The sequence below is a fragment of the Bacillus sp. Marseille-P3661 genome, from assembly GCF_900240995.1.
Classification (GTDB): Bacteria; Bacillota; Bacilli; order Bacillales; family Bacillaceae_J; genus OESV01.
Map to the genome: position 1 here is coordinate 157963 of NZ_LT965958.1, position 18438 is coordinate 176400.

17 protein-coding genes and 1 riboswitch are annotated in these 18438 nt (G+C 37.4%); of the genes, 15 read left to right on the plus strand and 2 right to left on the minus strand.

The window, feature by feature from the left end; all coding sequences use genetic code 11:
• The first annotated feature begins 100 nt into the window (after positions 1–100).
• A riboswitch (TPP riboswitch) is annotated at positions 101–215 on the plus strand.
• 132 nt (positions 216–347) lie between these two features.
• The 12 genes from thiC (at position 348) to gabT (ending at position 13811) form a co-directional block, all read left to right on the plus strand.
• A complete protein-coding gene (gene thiC / locus C1724_RS23385) occupies positions 348–2129 on the plus strand; it encodes a phosphomethylpyrimidine synthase ThiC (protein ID WP_102349169.1) in 1782 nt (593 codons plus the stop codon).
• A 37-nt stretch (positions 2130–2166) separates the two neighbouring features.
• On the plus strand, positions 2167–2340 hold the full coding sequence (locus tag C1724_RS25845) for a hypothetical protein (RefSeq protein WP_180994427.1): 174 nt from the start codon (positions 2167–2169) through the stop codon (positions 2338–2340).
• 1026 nt (positions 2341–3366) lie between these two features.
• Positions 3367–3732 carry a group I truncated hemoglobin gene (locus tag C1724_RS23390; RefSeq protein WP_102349170.1) on the plus strand — a complete coding sequence of 122 codons (366 nt, stop codon included), beginning with the start codon at positions 3367–3369 and terminating at the stop codon, positions 3730–3732.
• Between the two features lie 280 nt (positions 3733–4012).
• Positions 4013–5416, plus strand: a complete 1404-nt coding sequence (locus C1724_RS23395) for a sigma-54 interaction domain-containing protein (protein WP_374703485.1) — start codon at positions 4013–4015, stop codon at positions 5414–5416.
• 18 nt (positions 5417–5434) lie between these two features.
• Positions 5435–6292, plus strand: a complete 858-nt coding sequence (gene ablB / locus C1724_RS23400) for a putative beta-lysine N-acetyltransferase (protein ID WP_102349171.1) — start codon at positions 5435–5437, stop codon at positions 6290–6292.
• Between the two features lie 255 nt (positions 6293–6547).
• Positions 6548–7969: a lysine 2,3-aminomutase gene (ablA, locus tag C1724_RS23405; protein WP_102349172.1), complete on the plus strand. Its 1422-nt coding sequence runs from the start codon at positions 6548–6550 to the stop codon at positions 7967–7969.
• Between the two features lie 50 nt (positions 7970–8019).
• Positions 8020–8295, plus strand: a complete 276-nt coding sequence (locus tag C1724_RS23410) for a YokU family protein (RefSeq protein ID WP_102349173.1) — start codon at positions 8020–8022, stop codon at positions 8293–8295.
• Between the two features lie 69 nt (positions 8296–8364).
• Positions 8365–9726: an aspartate aminotransferase family protein gene (locus C1724_RS23415; protein ID WP_102349174.1), complete on the plus strand. Its 1362-nt coding sequence runs from the start codon at positions 8365–8367 to the stop codon at positions 9724–9726.
• A 3-nt stretch (positions 9727–9729) separates the two neighbouring features.
• Positions 9730–10437, plus strand: a complete 708-nt coding sequence (locus tag C1724_RS23420; RefSeq protein ID WP_102349175.1) for a CoA transferase subunit A — start codon at positions 9730–9732, stop codon at positions 10435–10437.
• A complete protein-coding gene (locus tag C1724_RS23425) occupies positions 10422–11084 on the plus strand; it encodes a 3-oxoacid CoA-transferase subunit B (protein WP_102349176.1) in 663 nt (220 codons plus the stop codon). Before C1724_RS23420 ends, C1724_RS23425 begins: the two co-directional genes overlap by 16 nt.
• A gap of 54 nt (positions 11085–11138) precedes the next feature.
• Complete coding sequence (locus C1724_RS23430; RefSeq protein WP_102349177.1) at positions 11139–12437, plus strand: peptidase; 1299 nt, start codon at positions 11139–11141, stop codon at positions 12435–12437.
• Between the two features lie 27 nt (positions 12438–12464).
• Positions 12465–13811, plus strand: coding sequence for a 4-aminobutyrate--2-oxoglutarate transaminase (gabT, locus tag C1724_RS23435; protein WP_102349178.1), 1347 nt, complete (start codon positions 12465–12467; stop codon positions 13809–13811).
• Between the two features lie 208 nt (positions 13812–14019).
• On the opposite strand, the gene C1724_RS23440 is transcribed toward gabT, so the two are convergent.
• Complete coding sequence (locus tag C1724_RS23440) at positions 14020–14295, minus strand: hypothetical protein (RefSeq protein WP_142386590.1); 276 nt, start codon at positions 14293–14295, stop codon at positions 14020–14022.
• A 132-nt stretch (positions 14296–14427) separates the two neighbouring features.
• Between C1724_RS23440 and C1724_RS23445 the strand changes: the two genes are divergently transcribed.
• The 3 genes from C1724_RS23445 to C1724_RS23455 all read left to right on the plus strand — a co-directional run bounded on the left by C1724_RS23445 (position 14428) and on the right by C1724_RS23455 (position 17669).
• Complete coding sequence (locus tag C1724_RS23445; protein WP_180994428.1) at positions 14428–14835, plus strand: VanZ family protein; 408 nt, start codon at positions 14428–14430, stop codon at positions 14833–14835.
• Between the two features lie 158 nt (positions 14836–14993).
• Positions 14994–15515, plus strand: a complete 522-nt coding sequence (locus C1724_RS23450) for a hypothetical protein (RefSeq protein WP_102349181.1) — start codon at positions 14994–14996, stop codon at positions 15513–15515.
• A gap of 225 nt (positions 15516–15740) precedes the next feature.
• Positions 15741–17669 (plus strand): S-layer homology domain-containing protein, encoded by a 1929-nt coding sequence (locus C1724_RS23455; protein WP_102349182.1) that lies wholly within the window; start codon positions 15741–15743, stop codon positions 17667–17669.
• A gap of 110 nt (positions 17670–17779) precedes the next feature.
• Here C1724_RS23455 and C1724_RS23460 read toward each other — a convergent pair whose 3' ends face one another.
• Positions 17780–18370, minus strand: coding sequence for a molybdopterin-dependent oxidoreductase (locus tag C1724_RS23460; RefSeq protein ID WP_102349183.1), 591 nt, complete (start codon positions 18368–18370; stop codon positions 17780–17782).
• Positions 18371–18438 lie beyond the last annotated feature (68 nt).

Below are 18438 nucleotides of genomic sequence, written 5' to 3' on the forward strand. Positions count from 1 at the left end.
GCATCACTAACAGTTTGTTAAGTGGTGCTTTTGTATTAATATTTAAAAAATTGTTGATATTTACCAAAGTAACTTATATAATTTAAATTGTTAATTTAATAGCATTAACTAGGGGTGTCCAATGAGTTGGGCTGAGAGAGAAACACAATGAAGTTTCTTGACCCTTCGGACCTGATCTGGATCATACCAGCGTGGGGAAGTTAGATTTTTATATTTGTAAAATAACTACTTCTACATATTAAAGCCGGGTCCATCCAACATAGTTGGATCCCGGCTTTTTTTGTACTTCTCCCTTTGCTTGCCGTCAGATCTCGTCTTTTTACAAAATAAAAAGGAGAGATTTTTTTATGAGCACATCGTCTTTGAATCAAGAAAGTATCACTATTCAATCAAGTTTCCCAGGTAGTAAGAAGGTTTATGTAGAGGGTTCACGACCAGACATTCGTGTTCCAATGCGTGAAATTGAGTTGAGCCCGACATCTAGCACAGTTGGTGAAGAACCAAATCCACCTGTAACCGTTTATGATACGAGTGGACCTTATACGGATGCAACTTATAAGGTGGATATTCAAAAAGGACTTCCAGCTATTCGCAGTTCATGGATCCATGAACGTGGTAACGTAGAAGAATATGAAGGGCGTATGATTAAGCCTGAGGATAATGGAATCAAAGATCCTTCCAAGCATGTGAATGTTGTAACTTTTCCTGGTTTATCTCGTAAACCTCTTCGTGCTAAAAATGGCCAGAATGTCACCCAACTTCATTATGCGAAGAAAGGTATCATCACTCCTGAGATGGAATTCATTGCCATCCGTGAAAATTTGTCAGCTGATTTCGTAAGAGACGAGGTTGCAAAGGGTCGTGCTATAATTCCATCCAATATTAATCATCCTGAAATTGAACCGATGATTATTGGCCGAAATTTTCATGTGAAGATTAATGCTAACATTGGGAATTCAGCGGTTTCTTCATCGATTGAAGAGGAAGTAGAAAAGATGACATGGGCTACTCGTTGGGGAGCAGATACTATTATGGATTTATCTACTGGTAAAAACATCCACACTACACGCGAGTGGATTATCCGCAATTCACCTGTACCAGTTGGAACAGTACCGTTATACCAAGCTCTTGAAAAAGTAGATGGAGTAGCGGAAAACTTAACATGGGAAGTTTATCGAGATACTCTTATTGAACAAGCTGAGCAGGGTGTTGATTATTTCACAATTCACGCTGGTGTGCGACTACGATATATTCCGCTTACAGCAAATCGGGTTACTGGAATTGTTTCAAGAGGCGGATCGATTATGGCGCAATGGTGCTTATATCATCATCAAGAAAATTTCTTATACACGCATTTTGAAGAGATTTGCGAAATTATGAAAACATATGATATTGCCTTTTCACTTGGTGATGGGCTGCGCCCAGGTTCGATTGCTGATGCAAATGATGAAGCGCAATTTGCAGAACTTGACACACTTGGCGAGCTTACAAAAATAGCTTGGGAACATGATGTGCAAGTAATGGTTGAGGGTCCTGGTCATGTACCGATGCACTTAATAAAAGAAAATATGGATAAGCAGCTAGAAACTTGTCAGGAAGCTCCTTTTTATACATTAGGCCCACTTACAACAGATATCGCACCGGGTTATGACCATATCACGTCGGCAATTGGTGCAGCAATGATTGGGTGGTATGGCACCGCAATGTTATGCTATGTAACACCAAAGGAGCATTTAGGACTTCCCAATAAAAATGATGTTCGTGAAGGGGTTATTACTTATAAAATTGCTGCTCACGCTGCTGATCTTGCAAAAGGCCATCCCGGTGCACAAAAGCGTGATGATGCATTATCCAAAGCCAGGTTTGAGTTTAGATGGAGAGATCAATTCAATTTATCACTTGACCCTGAGCGTGCAATTGAATATCATGATGAAACATTACCTGCAGAAGGAGCAAAAACAGCGCATTTCTGTTCAATGTGTGGGCCAAAGTTTTGTTCAATGAGGATTTCACACGATATTCGCAATTATTCTAAAGAAAATAACTTCTCTACAAACAGTGAAATTGAAAAAGGTTTAGAGGACAAGGCGCAAGAGTTTCGAAAATCTGGTGGCAGTATTTATCAATAATTAGTTGGCAGTTAATAAAAGGTTGTGGTAGCAACCGATGAAGAGGAAAGTTGATCGCAAAATCAGTGGCAAACCTCTTCATCGAGCCGATGAAAGAGGAAAGGTGATCGCAAAATCAGTGGAAAACTTCTTCATAAGGCAGATGAAGAGGAAAGTTGATCGCAAAATCAGTGCTAAACCTCTTCATAAGGCAGATGAAGAGGAAAGTTGATCGCAAAATCAGTGGCAAACCTCTTCATCGAGCCGATGAAGAGGAAAGGTGATCGCAAAAAAACAGTGGAAAACTTCTTCATAAGGCAGATGAAGAGGAAAGGTGATCGCAAAATCAGTGCCAAACCTCTTCATAAGACAAATGAAGAGGAAACTCAAGTCTAAAAGCATCGCCAAACCCCTTCATAAGGCAGATGAAGAGGAAACTTAAGTCTAAAAGCATCGCCAAACCTCTTCATAAGGCAAATGAAGAGGAAACTCAAGTCTAAAAGCATCGCCAAACCTCTTCATAAGGCAAATGAAGAGGAAACACAAGTCTAAAATCAGTGCCAAACCCCTTCATAAGGCAAATGAAGAGGAAACTTAAGTCTAAAAGCATTGCCAAACCCCTTCATAAGGCAAATGAAGAGGAAACTTAAGTCTAAAAGCATCGCCAAACCTCTTCATAAGGCAAATGAAGAGGAAAGACAAGTCCAAAAGTAGTGCCAAACCCCTTCATAAGGCAAATGAAGAGGAAAGACAAGTCCAAAATCATTGCCAAACCTCTTCATAAGGCAGATGAAGAGGAAAGTTGATCGCAAAATCATTGCCAAACCTCTTCATAAGGCAAATGAAGAGGAAACTCAAGTCTAAAAGCATCGCCAAACCCCTTCATAAGGCCGATGAAGAGGAAACTTAAGTCTAAAAGCATCGCCAAACCTCTTCATAAGGCAAATGAAGAGGAAAGACAAGTCCAAAAGTAGTGCCAAACCCCTTCATAAGGCAAATGAAGAGGAAACACAAGTCCAAAATCAGTGCCAAACCTCTTCATAAGGCAAATGAAGAGGAAACTTAAGTCTAAAAGCATTGCCAAACCTCTTCATAAGGCAAATGAAGAGGAAAAGTCAAAAATCAGTGCCAAACCTCTTCATAAAGATGATAAAACAGCGATATTAATTACAATAAATTGACAAATCAACTCCAGAATATTAACGGTTTCTTTACCTAATAATACGTTATGTGTATTAAATAGGAGGAGGAACTTTATATGTCAGAACAAACATTATACGAAAAAGTTGGCGGAAAAGAAGCAATAGGAAAAGTAGTTGATTATTTTTACGATGAGTTGGTGTTAAAGGATCCGACTGTAAATCATTTCTTTGAAAATACCGATATGGCAAAACAGCGAGATCATCAAACAAAATTTATCAGCTTTGCTTTAGGTGGTCCTAATCAATATTCAGGCGCTTCAATGGCCAAAGCACACGAGGGAATGAATTTGCAACCTGAGCATTTTAGCGCTATCGTTAAGCATCTTCATGATGCGTTAGCGCACTTTGGTGTAAGCGAGGCGGATATTGATACAGCTTTATCTAAAGTGGCATCTTTAAAAGATGATATTATTTATAAATAAAAACATATTTGCGGCGATTTGATGGGTAACAGTCTCTTGAAAAAGAAATTTGCATAGCAAAACGCATGGGAAGCATTCAAAATGAATTCCCATGCGTTTTTTGTTATACGAAAGAAAATGTAATGGTTGTCATTTTTTCAAGTAGGTTATCAGAAGTATACTTGCTGTGATCCATTTTCCAGAGGGATAAAAACAATTTTAATAAAACAATTTTAGAACGAATACAATGTAGTAAGTTAAACTCTAAAAATTTTTCGACCGTGGAAGTGAGGTGTTACAGTTGTTTCTGAAACCTTTTGAAACAAAGCAGATGCTGGAGGCTATTTTAAGCAGTCTTGATGAAGCCATTCATGTTGTAAATTCTGAAGGTGTGACGATTTTTTACAATGAAGTAGCAGCGAAACATGATGGAGTAGGGATAGACGAAGTACTTGGAAAACATGTCCTCGATGTATTTCCTTCTTTAGTTCGTGAAACTAGTACACTTCTTAAGGTAATGGAAACAGGTAAACCAATTTTTCAACAGCCACAAACATATAAAAACAGTAAAGGGCAACTTATTGATACAGTGAATACGACTTTACCAATTAGAGCAGGGGAGCAAATAATTGGTGCGGTTGAGATCGCGAAGGATCTAACAACAGTTAAGCAACTTTCACAAAAGCTTATTGATCTACAACAAAAAGTAGATAAAAAAACGAATAAGCCGATCTCAATGTCTGGTGCAAAGTATGTGTTAAATGATATTATTACATCGTGTGAAAAAATGGAAAAGGTTAAAATACACGCAGAAAAAGCAGCTCAATCCTCAGCACCTGTTTTAGTATTCGGTGAGACCGGGACGGGAAAGGAGCTTGTCGTACAATCTATTCATAATGGCTCTTCTCGTAAAGATGAACCGTTTATTGCTCAAAACTGTGCAGCATTGCCATCTTCTTTGCTAGAAAGTATATTATTTGGAACAAAGAAAGGAAGTTTTACGGGTGCAATTGATCGACCGGGTTTGTTTGAACTAGCACATGGGGGAACATTGTTTCTCGATGAAATCAATTCAATGCCGTTAGAGATTCAGGCCAAGCTTCTTCGTGTTCTCGAAGATGGAGTAATTCGGAGAGTTGGAGGTACAAATAGCTACGTGATAGATGTTAGGGTTATCGTTGCTATGAATGAACATCCTTTAAAATGCATCGAAAATAATATGCTGCGTTCAGATTTATTTTATCGATTAAATGTGTTTTTTATAGAAATTCCTCCATTACGACAACGAAAAAAAGATATACCTCTACTAATAGATCATTTTATTAAAAAGTATAACTACAAATACAACAAACTAATTAGTGCAATGGATGACGATGTTCTAGCGTTATTGGAATCTCATAATTGGCTCGGCAATGTCCGTGAATTAGAGCATGTTATCGAGTATGCCGTAAATATGACCGATGGTGACCGAATTTCAATGTCCAATGTACCACTAGCGCTAAGAGAATCCTCAATTTCTCCCAAAGAGCAATCTGGTAAACGTCCACTTCGTTTATATCTAGAGAAAACAGAAAAGAAATTGATAGAGCATGCTTTAAATGAAAGTGACGGAAAAATTGCGCAAGCTGCTAAAATCCTTGATATTCCTCGCCAAACACTCCAATATAAACTAAATAAATATAATATAATGAAAGAAACTGATTAACGATAAGGAGCTTACATCATGAAAGAACGATATGAATTAAAGGTAATGAAAGCTAGTCATTATGAGGCGCAGTTCTACTTTGATTATTTTAATGAACGATTACGAATTGTTGATTACCGTGGAAATGTATCATTGATCATGGAAGAAGCAAAAAAAGCGAGCAAACACCATTCGTTTACAAAATTAATTTTTCATGCAAGGCCTGAACACTGGCAGCAATTACTAAGTAAGGGCTTTGTTTTAGAAGCTGTTTTTAAAGGTTTTTTTAATGGAACAGATTGTTATGCAATGTCCTATTATACCGACTTAAATCGCCGTACTAGCAAGTATTGGGTTGAGGAGGATCACATCATCGCATCTTTATCCACTACTAGCAAACCACAAGCGACTCAGAATTCTCAGGATTCCTATCAATTTAGACTTGCAAATGTAAACGATGCTAAAGAATTAGCAGAGCTATACAAACAAGTATTTGCCATATATCCAACGCCAATGAACGACCCTAATTATATTGAGAAAGTCATCGCTGAAGGAAGTCTTTTTTTTGTATCAGAGCATGAGAAAAAGATTGTCAGTGCTGCATCAGCAGATGTGAATAAAGGCTATCATCATGCTGAAATGACAGATTGCGCTACATTGCCAGATCACAGGAAATACGGCTTGATGAAAAAATTACTCCAACTTTTAGAAAGAGAACTGCTGAATTCGGGCATTTATTGTGCCTTTTCAATTGCAAGAGCATTATCACCTGGAATGAATGCAGCATTTTATCAATTAGGGTATAAATATACAGGGCGAATGATCAACAATTGTTATATATTCGATAAAATGGAAGATATGAATGTTTGGGTCAAGGACTTATCGAATATGGAATAGTCCTGCATGCTAGAAGAACCATTTATAAAATTTTTTATAACCATTCATTTAATAAACCCGCCGAATTTTGATTGGGCATGCCAAGATTTCGGCATCCACAAAAGTAAAGGGAGAAGTGAATCGGTGCCGAAAATTCAGCATTTTGATGACTGCAATGCAGCTTAAATGAAGAAGATAGCTCCTTATAATGTTGGCACAAAATTTGCATTTATAGATTACAAATATATATAGCCAATTATATAAGGAGGAGCTATCATGTTATTTGATTTATATAAGCCAAAACGACATTGGAATGATATAGAGCTTTGGAAAGATGTCACAGAAGAGCAATGGAACGATTGGATTTGGCAACTAACAAATACCATTCGAACACTTGATGATTTAAAGAAGGTTATTAACTTAACTCCAGAAGAAGAAGAAGGCGTAAAAATCTCTACAAAAACGATACCACTGAATATAACCCCCTACTATGCATCATTAATGAACCCAGATGATCCTAGATGTCCGATTCGAATGCAGTCCGTACCGATTGGAAAAGAAATTTATAAAACAAAATATGACTTGGAAGATCCACTTCACGAGGATGAAGATTCACCCGTTCCAGGCTTAACACATCGCTATCCCGATCGCGTGCTGTTTTTAGTAACGAATCAATGCTCAATGTATTGTCGCTATTGTACACGCCGTCGTTTCTCAGGTCAAATTGGCATGGGTGTGCCCAAAAAGCAACTAGATGGAGCAATTGAATATATTAAAAATACACCTGAAGTCCGCGATGTCTTAATATCTGGCGGTGATGGCTTACTCATTAATGATACGATTTTAGAATATATTTTGAAAAATTTAAGAGCAATCCCACACGTTGAAATCATTCGAATTGGAACAAGAGCTCCTGTAGTATTTCCACAACGAATTACTGAAAATCTATGCAATATCTTAAAAAAATATCATCCAGTATGGCTTAACACTCATTTTAATACATCAATGGAAATAACTGAAGATTCGAAACGGGCTTGTGAAATGCTGGTGAATGCCGGTGTTCCAGTCGGAAACCAAGCGGTTATACTAGCAGGCATTAACGACAGCGTTCCAATTATGAAAAAGCTGATGCATGATCTTGTTAAGATCCGTGTTCGACCTTATTACATTTATCAATGTGATTTATCTGAAGGAATTGGTCATTTCCGTGCTCCAATTTCGAAAGGCTTAGAAATTATCGAAGGGTTGCGAGGTCACACCTCGGGTTATGCAGTTCCAACCTTTGTTTGCGACGCACCAGGTGGTGGCGGGAAGATTGCCCTTCAACCAAATTACTTGATTTCCCAAAGCCCATCCAAAGTGGTACTGCGGAATTTTGAAGGAGTGATTACAACATACCCTGAGCCGGAAAATTATGTGCCAGGCCGTGCTGATGAGTATTTTAAAGAAGTTTATCCAGACTTTGAAAATAAACATTCAAGAACTGGAATTGCTTCATTAATAAATGATGAGCAATTTAATCTTGTACCACGTTCACTGCAGCGTATTGATCGTCGTGAAAGCTATCAAAGTAATCCAGAGCATACAAGTTTAAAAGACAAACGTGAAAAAAGAGATCAATTAAAAGAAAAAAAATATCAAACACAGCTACAGAAAATGCAGTCTCACACCGAAGACAAATCGGAAGAAAACCAATAATAACTAGATGTTGAAGCGACTTTATTATTTTTTTGAAGGGAGCAAAAACATTGAATTGTGAATGGTGTCTAGAGCCTCATGCAAAGGAATTACGAATGACTGTTTATTGGGAATTACCTGATGGTACTCGTGCTATCGAAATTCATGGTACACCAGGTATCAAATGCACATCATGTGGGATGGAGTATCAAAAAGAGTCGGTTATTGAGCAGTTAGAGGATCAACTGTTATTAATTGATACTTCTAAAATTGGAAAAAGTATTTCATTTAATCAATTAATGGATCAACCTAAATTATTAAAAAGAAATTATTTTAAATTTGATTAAGTAGTGCTGTATTTCGCAAGGGATAGTGGGAATGCTGTTCCTTGCGAGTTAGAAGGAGAGTTGGTGTCCATGAACCAAAAGCCATCATTATTAATAAAACCAATGATGAATGACTTTTATCCAACTGCTGTGAAAGGACATGGCGTCTATATTATGGATGATACCGGAAAAAAGTATCTCGACGGTTCATCAGGAGCGATTACTGCATCGATTGGTCATACCGTTCCTGAAATTATAACAGCTATGAAGGAACAAGCTGATAAAATTTCATTTGTCTACCGCTCTCAATTTACAACAGAACCTGCTGAGAAATTAGCGGCAAAGCTAAGTGAACTAGTTCATGATAACCAGAATTTTTGGTCTTTTTTTGTGAATAGTGGCTCTGAGGCAACTGAAACAGCGATGAAAATTGTGATTCAACATTGGCAGGAGCAAGGGAATTATCGTAAAAATATCGTTCTGTCACGGTGGATGAGTTATCACGGCATTACAATTGGTGCTTTGTCGCTTTCGGGGCATATCGGCAGAAGAGAACGGTTTGTTCCTTTATTGGAAGATTATCCAAGTGTATCAGCTCCATACTGTTATCGCTGTCCATTTAAGCAAACGTATCCCAATTGTGGTCTAATGTGTGCAAATGAATTAGAAATAGCGATCCGCAGGGTAGGTGCCGAAAATATAGCAGCTTTTATAGCTGAACCTATTGTCGGTGCAGCGGGAGGTGTTATTGTTCCTCCAGCTCATTATTATCAACAGATAAAAGAGATTTGTGAGAAACATCAAATTCTCTTTATTGCAGATGAAGTAATGACAGGGATCGGACGTACAGGAAAAATGTTTGCAATGGAGCATTGGGGTGTGGTACCCGATGTGATTGCACTTGGAAAAGGAATGAGTGCAGGTTATACACCAATAGCGGCTGTGCTTGTAAGCGACAAAGTAATCGCACCCATTCTCCAAGGCTCAAAATCTATTATGAGCGGTCATACGTTTAGTGCAAATCCGCAGTCGGCTGCTGTTGCGCTTGCCGTTCTTGAATTTATTGAAAAAGAAAATCTTGTTGAAAAGTCAGCACAAAATGGTCTTTATTTGCTAGAAAAACTAAAGCAACTAGCTGCAAACTATCCGATCATCGGTGATGTTCGTGGAAAGGGTCTAATGATCGGCATTGAATTCGTTAAAAACCGAATTACAAAACAAACCTTTTCTAGAAATATCGGACTTACGAATGCTGTCATTAAAAAAGCAAGAGATAAAGGGTTACTAGTCTATCCAGCTTCAGCTGGAAATGATGGAATGGACGGTGATGCTATTATCATTGCCCCTCCGTTAGTGATTACAAAAAAAGAAATAGATATGTTGCTTGAATTACTTGAGGAAACGGTCTCTGAAATCCAGCAGGTATTAGAAGTGAATGAGGAGTTACATTAATGCATGCTAGGGGTGAAAAGAGTGGGGAAGTCAATAAATAAAGTACGAACACTTGAGGAAGCACTTACGCATATAAACAGTGGCTGTACGTTAATGTTTGGGGGATTCGGAGGGGTAGGCTCTCCCCCAACTTTAATAAAGGGAATGCTTGAAAAAGGTGTACACCAATTAACATTGATTGGAAATGATACAGGTTTTCCGAATATTGGAATCGGGAAAATTGTTAGCCAAGGAAGAGCTATAAAAATCATTACCTCTCATATAGGATCTAATCCAATTGCTGGCCAGTTAATGGTAGAGGGGAAATTAGATGTCGAGTTTTCCCCACAAGGAACGTTAATGGAACGAATCCGCGCTGGCGGCGTTGGACTTGGTGGTATTTTAGTAGATATCGGGCTTGATAGTATTATAGAAAATGGGAAACAAAGAATAACGATTGGAGAAAAGGACTATCTCCTTGAAACACCGTTAACTGCTGATGTTGCAATCGTTTATGCGAAAAAAGCTGATCATTTTGGCAATTTAATTTACGAAACAAGTGCACGAAATACGAATCCATTAGTTGCCATGGCCGGGAAGTTTACAATTGCCGAGGTAGAAGAAATTGTTGAGAATGGAGAGCTTGACCCTGAGAGCATCATAACACCGGGCATTTATGTTGACATGGTCATCCAAAGTGAAGGAGTAGATTGGAAATGGGCATGGGAGTAGATATCCGAAACCGCATCGCGAAAAGGGCAGCAAAGGAAATTGAAGATGGGATGATCGTGAATTTAGGAATCGGCATACCCTCACTTGTTGCAAACCATCTCTCTAAAGATATTTCTGTCATGTTCCACGCTGAAAACGGAATTTTGGGGATGGGGAAATCGCCAGAAAAAGGAAAGGAAGATCCAACTTTATGTAATGCAGGTGGATTTCCAGTTACGATCGAACCAGCCGCATCATATTTTGATAGTGCGTTAGCCTTTGGAATGATTCGCGGTGGCTATGTGGATTTAACCATATTAGGCGGGCTTGAAGTTAGTGAAAAAGGCGATCTAGCAAATTGGATTGTTCCTGGTAAAAGAGTACCTGGAATAGGCGGGGCAATGGAGCTTGCCAATAAAGCCAAAAAAGTGATTGTCCTTATGAGCCATGTTAATAAAATTGGGGAATCGAAAATATTAACACAATGTACATTACCTTTAACAGCTAAGAATTGTGTGAATATGATCATTACCGATATGGCAGTCATTGAGGTTACCCAAAATGGATTAATTTTAAAAGAAGTGATGGCACCCTTTACACCTGAAGAGGTTATCGGTAAAACCGGAGCAACTTTGAAAATTATAGATGACATTATTACGGTTCATTAATTAACTTCGTGGTTTGAACTATCACTCTTTTAGTGGCAGAGGAGGCATGGTTATATGTCAGAAAAAAGAAAAGAATTTCAGCAGCGCATTCATAAATGGCTAAATGAGAACCGAAAATCAGGCACCGAAATATTACAAAAACTAGTTCAAGCACGAAGTACTCAAGGCAATGAAAAGCGTGCCCAGGAAATCATTATCCAAATATTAAAGGGTATGGGTCTGGTCGTAGATATATGGGATCCGAACGGTGAAGAGCTGATGCAACATCGTGATTTTGCATCTGCACGAACTGATTTTAACGGAAGTCCTAACGTTGTGGGTGTGTTAAAAGGATGTGGAGAGGGTCGCTCAATTATCCTAAATGGTCATATCGATGTAGTTCCAGAAGGTGATCTAGAGCAATGGGATGATGATCCATATAGCGGGAAAATTAGCGATGGTAAAATGTATGGCCGTGGCGTGACCGATATGAAGGGCGGCAATGTTTCGCTCCTATTAGCGATTCAGGCCATTCAAGCTTTAGAAGTGAAGCTGAAGGGCGATATTATTTTTCAAAGTGTGATTGAAGAGGAAAGCGGTGGTTCTGGTACACTCGCGACTATCGTTAAAGGGTATAAAGCAGATGCGGCTATTATACCAGAACCAACAGATATGAAAATATTTCCTAAACAACAGGGATCGATATGGTTTCGCTTATTTGTGAAAGGCCGTTCTGCACATGGTGGGACCAGATATGAAGGCGTAAGTGCAATTGAAAAAACGTTGCTGGTTATTGAGCACATCCTAAAGCTTGAAGAAATAAGAAATGAACGAATTACTGACCCATTATATGAAAACATACCCATTCCGATTCCAATCAATATTGGAAAAATGGAAGGTGGGGATTGGCCTTCATCTGTTGCTGATTTAGTTATACTTGAGGGTCGTATGGGGATATCTCCTGAGGAAACCATCAATCAAGCAAAGGAAGAAATGCAAAATTGGCTAGATTCGCTGCAGGAATTGGACCCTTGGTTTAAAAATCACCCTGTAAAGATAGAATGGTTCGGTGCTCGTTGGTTACCAGGTGCAATTGATTTAGAACATCAATTATTACAGACCCTAATCCAACGATATGGAGATGTAATAAATGAACCGCCTATCATCGAGGCGTCTCCATGGGGAACCGATGGCGGACTATTAACAAAGGCAGGAAATACACCAAGTATCGTGTTCGGTCCAGGTGTAACTAAGATGGCTCACTTTCCAAATGAATATATTGAGATTAATAAAGTATTTCAAGTAGCAGAAATTATAGCGTTAACACTTATTGATTGGTGTGGATTATACGAAGGCAGTGAAAGCAGTGAGTGATTATAGTAGCAAAGAGAGGGACTCACAATGTCTATGAAAAGTCAAAAATCAATTCACTTAAAAACAACGATTCCGGGCCCAAAAGCGCAGGAATTACTACAACGAAGGATTCAAAACGTACCGCGCGGACCGTTTAATACGTCACTTTCTTTTACAGCAAAAGGTGAAGGAGCATTAGTGACAGATGTTGACGGTAATACATTAATTGACCTGGCAGGGGGAATTGGATCAATTAATGTCGGGCATTGCCCACCATCTGTTGTAAATGCTGTTAAACAACAATTAGATCACTATATACATTCTTGTTTTCATGTCATGATGTATGAACCATATATTGCGTTAGCAGAAAAATTGAATGAAATAACACCTGGATCGCACAGCAAAAAGACGTTTTTTTTAAACAGCGGTGCAGAAGCAGTTGAAAATGCGATTAAAATTGCTCGTAAATATACCGGCAGAAAAGCAATTATCTCCTTTGAACGTGGTTTTCATGGAAGAACATACATGGCGATGTCTTTAACAAGTAAAGTCAAGCCTTATAAATATGGATTTGGACCATTTGCTCCGGATACGTATAAAATGCCCTATCCTTATTATTATCGCTCCCCGAACGGGATGTCATCGGAAGAATTAGATCAAGAAATTATTAAAGAAATGAATGACTTTTTCTTAAGAGAAGTTCCTGCTGAAGAAGTTGCCGCGATCATACTTGAGCCTGTACAAGGTGAAGGCGGCTTTGTGATTCCGTCGAAATCCTTTATTAAGGGCATAAAGAAAATATGTGATGAAAACGGAATTTTATTTATTGCAGATGAAGTTCAAACAGGTTTCGGCAGAACCGGAAAAATGTTTGCTATGGAACATTTTGATGTTGTTCCGGATATCATGACGATGTCAAAATCAATCGCAGCTGGAATTCCGATCAGTGCAGTGACTGGACGTTCAGAAATCATGGATGCGCCTAATCCAGGTGAAATCGGCGGTACGTTCGGCGGAAGTCCTTTAGGCTGTGTGGCGGCTCTAGAGGTTATTAAACTAATGGAACAGCAGAAACTGCCTGATCGAGCTGTTGAAATCGGTGAACAAATTGTCCATCGTTTCAGAAAACTACAAGAAAAGGTAGCTGAAATCGGAGATGTTCGTACACTTGGAGCTATGACTGCGATTGAATTTGTAAAGGATCGCAGTACAAAAGAGCCACATAAAGAGCTCGTCTCCAAGATTATTTCAGAAGTTAACAAGCAGGGTGTAATCTTAATGAGTGCGGGGCTATATGGCAACGTTATACGAATATTAAGTCCATTGGTTATTACAGATGATCAATTGAATGAAGGCTTAGATGTGATTGAAAAAGTTATTCAAGAGCAGATATAATGTGCTTTAAGAAATCTACAAATATATTAAAAGGCTATCCATTTACTATGATATGGATAGCCTTTTATTCATTGTTAGCCCTGTTGATTTAAATCGCGCGGATGAAGAGGAAAGGTGGGTCCGAATAGATGCAGAAAACCTCTTCATCGTTCGTATGAAGAGGTTTTCCACACCACGCTCATTAATGCATGTTGAATCATAGCAAAATTTAACCAATGCTTTTCTCTTTAAAATGCTGGTCATTATTTTCCATATTTAAATGCTTAAGCAATGTTGCACAGATGTCACCGACTAAATCAGCGCTATACAATGACCCTATTAATTCAAAACAATCTTTTGACTCATTATAAATGGCTATGTGCTTTGGTTGCCATTGCTCTCCTGAATGTGTTCGCTGTAAAATCATTTTATATAGTTGAAATTTTTTCGGCTCATGTAAATTCCGATAACAAACTTCAAGTGTATGAGTTGTTTTATTTGTCATATAAATATCTTCTAAGGGCGGGCATAAAGTCATACAATCACCTTTTTAAATCATTTTTGTTCAGTATGGCCACCAGTGAATTGACTTTATACCTGTATTTCACTTATTTAATTGAGAATGGAGCTTTTGTCTATGAAAAGAAAGTTTGTAAATCTATTATTTTTTGCATATATGACCCTGTTATTTTACTTGCTGTTTTTTTCTAGCTATCGTCAATCTGTCCAAGGCGTTTTCGATTATAATTTAATACCATTTACGTCAATATTGAGAGATTTCAATTTTAGTCAAGGCTTTTCACTTAGATTTCTTACAAATAATTTAATAGGGAATATACTTGCGTTTATTCCTTTTGGATTTTTCATGCCTTTATTATTTCATAAAATAAACACTTATTTAAAAATTGTAATTAGTTCAGCTGTTTTTTCCTTGTCGATCGAATGTATGCAGATTAGCTTTCGGTTAGGGGCTTTTGATATAGATGATATTATTCTGAATACAATTGGTGGAATGCTTGGTTTTTGTTGTTGGGAGGATATATAGAAAATTCTTATATAGATACCGAGCTTAGTTGCTGGACGGGACAGTACCTTTCAGCGTCTTTTAATAAAATTATTAAAATGGGTCTTTTGGATGTAACATTGATCAAGCACACTTCGACAGATCTATGTAATACATTAATTTTAAAGGGGATACAAAATATGAAAAATTGGAAAATGCTTTTCGCAGTTGGTTTTTTAAGTGTGTTGTTAACGGGATGTAATGCACAGTCTAGCGAGGTTGTAGATGAGACTATACAGGAACAAGACCTTAGTGAAGAGGGCAGTTCAGTGCGAGCCGACGAAAAAAACGGCACTGAAGAACAATCAGCTGGCCTGAGAATATATGTAAATCAAACAGATGCTTGGAAAGTTGACCTTCCTGAGACATGGGCAAATGTGAAAATAGTTGAACAATCAAGAAGTACCGATTTTATTTTTCCGTCTCAAAACGATCAACTAAATCAATCTTTGCTTTATATCACTTCTGTAACTGAACAGGATTGGGAAAAAGAGCAACAAGAAGGGCCTTTAGGAACAAGGAAGGAAATATTGAGAAGAGATGGTGATGTATTTATATTTCAAACACCACTTGATATGGTTTTAGAAGGTGAAGAAATCGCTAAATATGAGAAGATGGTCGTGGAAATTCCTCAAATTATAGAAAGCTTTCAGTTTGAATAAAGTTTCAGAAACTAACTTTTACCCTAAAATAATTAGGTAAAGGTTAGTTTTTTTATATTATTGGAACTTATCTAAATAGTAACTGAATCATATTTAAACTAGTTATGATGAGTAAAATTCCGCATTTTTTTAATAATTTTTTTAAAATGACACCCATAAACAGGAAACATATCCGAAATCTATAAATGGAGGATTTATTTTACATATATAGAGGAGGAAGAAACAATGAAAAAATGGGCAAAAAAATCTATACCATATGCACTTGCAGCAAGCATGGCTTTTTCAGTATTGCCAGGTGCCGCAGCTGCGGATAAACCGGGTAATGGTAACGGAAAAGGCAAAGGACCGTGGAAAGTTGAACAAAAGGTAAATATTATTGTGAAAAATAAGTGGAAACTAAAGGATGTTGAAAGCCATTGGGCAAGAGAAGATATTTATAAAATGTCATCTTTAGGTTTGATTAAGGGATATGAAAACTTAACTTATCAGCCTAATAAGCCGGTGACTCAAGCCGAAGCCATTTCTTTACTTGTTAGAATTCTAGAAGAATACGACGGGGACATTAAACTAGATTCTAAGAGCACAGTTAATTTAAACGATGTTCCTGAATGGGCTAGAACTTCGATTGCATCTGCAATAGCAGCAGGTTTAGTTGAAGATAATAAGAAGTTTCAAGCAAATAAACCAGCATCACGCTTATTTGTAACAAATTTACTTGTTAAATTAACAGGTACAAATATAGACAAAGAGTGGTTAGACGCGGATCCTTTATTTAAGGACGTTGATAGTTTAAGTGATAGAGAGAAAGCAGCGCTTGCGTTTGCAACTTTAACAAAGCTAGTTAGTGGTTATAGTGATAAGACATTCCAACCCAATAAACCTGTAACTCGTGCTGAGATGGCTGTATTCTTAAATCGCTTATTAGATTTAAAGGAGGACCTTGGGGAGCAAATTGCTCAAACAGGTAAAGGTACTATTCAATCTATTAACAAGGAAGAAGAAGAGCTTACAATCAAGCAGAAAGTATATGCAAATGGCTCATATCGCACTGTAGAAAAAACATATGAAATTGATGATGATGCAGCCATTTATATAAATGGAAAATCAGCGAGTTTATCAGGTTTAGCGGCTAACATGAGCGTTACCTTTACATTAGATGATGATGACGAAATCATTTATTTGACTGCTAAATCACAAGTTGAAAAAGAAGAAACATACAAGTATACAGGTGACATTACAAAGATTGATGGAAATATCGTTTGGGTTGAAGTTGGTCTTGTAAGTGTACCGTTAAACGTAACAAGCAATGTGAAAATTATTACATCAAATGGCCAGCTTGGAGAGTTAAAGGATCTAGAAGTAGACCAAGAAATTTCATTTAATTTAAATGATAATGGCGATGTAACCGTTATTTCTTTTGATGAAAAAAAATCAGAAGATGATGTAAAAGAATTAATTGCTAGTCTTGATGACCTAGAAAAACTAGATATGACGATAACAGGTGACGATGAATTCGAAGCGAACTTCTACTATGACAAGAAATCAGATAACGACTTATTTGTTGCAAGCGTTAAGTTAGAAGGGGAAACTGAATATTACGAAGTAGGAAAAACAGCTCTTCAATATATGGTAGATTTGTTTGGTAAACACCAAATAAATTTTGACGAAGATGATGTAGAACTTAATGAATTAAAACAAGATTTAATTAATGAGTACGATATTGAGGATGCTAACTTTGAAGGCAATGTAATCGTGAAGGGAACAACTTACGATATTGACAGTGAAGACATTGTTGATGAAGTAGTTAACGAGCTACTAGATGGATTAGGAAAGCTTGAAAAGTTAGATTTTGTTATTAACGGAGACGACGATGCAAAAGTTGATATTTACTTTGAACGTAAATCAAATGGTTCTTATGAAGCGACTGTTGAGCTTGTGAATGAAACCAATACATTTAAGTTTGAAGGTGAAAATGCTTTGCGTTTCTTAGTTGAACTAATTGAAAGTGAAAACATCAACTTTACAACAGACAGTGAATCAGAAGTAATCGAACTTATCGATGACATTATTGAAAAATATGATATCGAGGATCCTGAAACTGATGGAATTGTTGTAATCGACGACACTAGCTTCGATCTAAACGAGATTTTATAAAATAGGGTAACAATGAAAAAGGGCGTTGATCATGGTGGATCAACACCCTTTTTATGTGGTTTATTAATGAGTGATTGGCTTTATTGCTAAAAATAAAAGAAAACAGCAAGTTAACGAAAACGTTCTTCTTTTTGAGGATTAGCCGTCATTGAGTAACCTCTTTCCTCCCAATAACCAGCACTATCTTCTTTCATAAATTCAATACCTGATATCCACTTCGTTCCTTTCCAAAGGTAAAAGGAAGCGGGAGGAATAAAACGTAATGGAAAGCCTTGCTTAGGGGAGATGTCTTGCCAGTCATGTTTTGAATCTTTCCAACGATAAACAAAAAGAGCGTCATCTCCCAGTAAAGGTTCCAATGGTAAATTAGCACTATACCCATATGGATCGCTATTCAAGTAACCATAGAGTTTAATGAACTTGACGTCTTCCTCTAGCTGTATTAATTTTAAAAATTCACGGAACGGAATGCCTTCAAAAGTGGTACCAAATTTCGACCATGTTGTAACACAGTGCATATCTATAGTTGAAATCTTTTTAGGCAGGGCCATAACTTCTTCAAATGATAAAGTTTTTTCTTCTTTAATATGACCAAATAATTTAAAATTCCAATTTTCTGGTTGAAACTTATAAACTTCTCCTTCATGAAGGATGGGCCATTTTTCTGTTTCAAACTGACCAGGAGGTAATGTATGATTCAATTGATTCATCCTTTCTGAACAAAATACCTGTTTATTTATAGAAATATATGTAGACATCCATAATACTA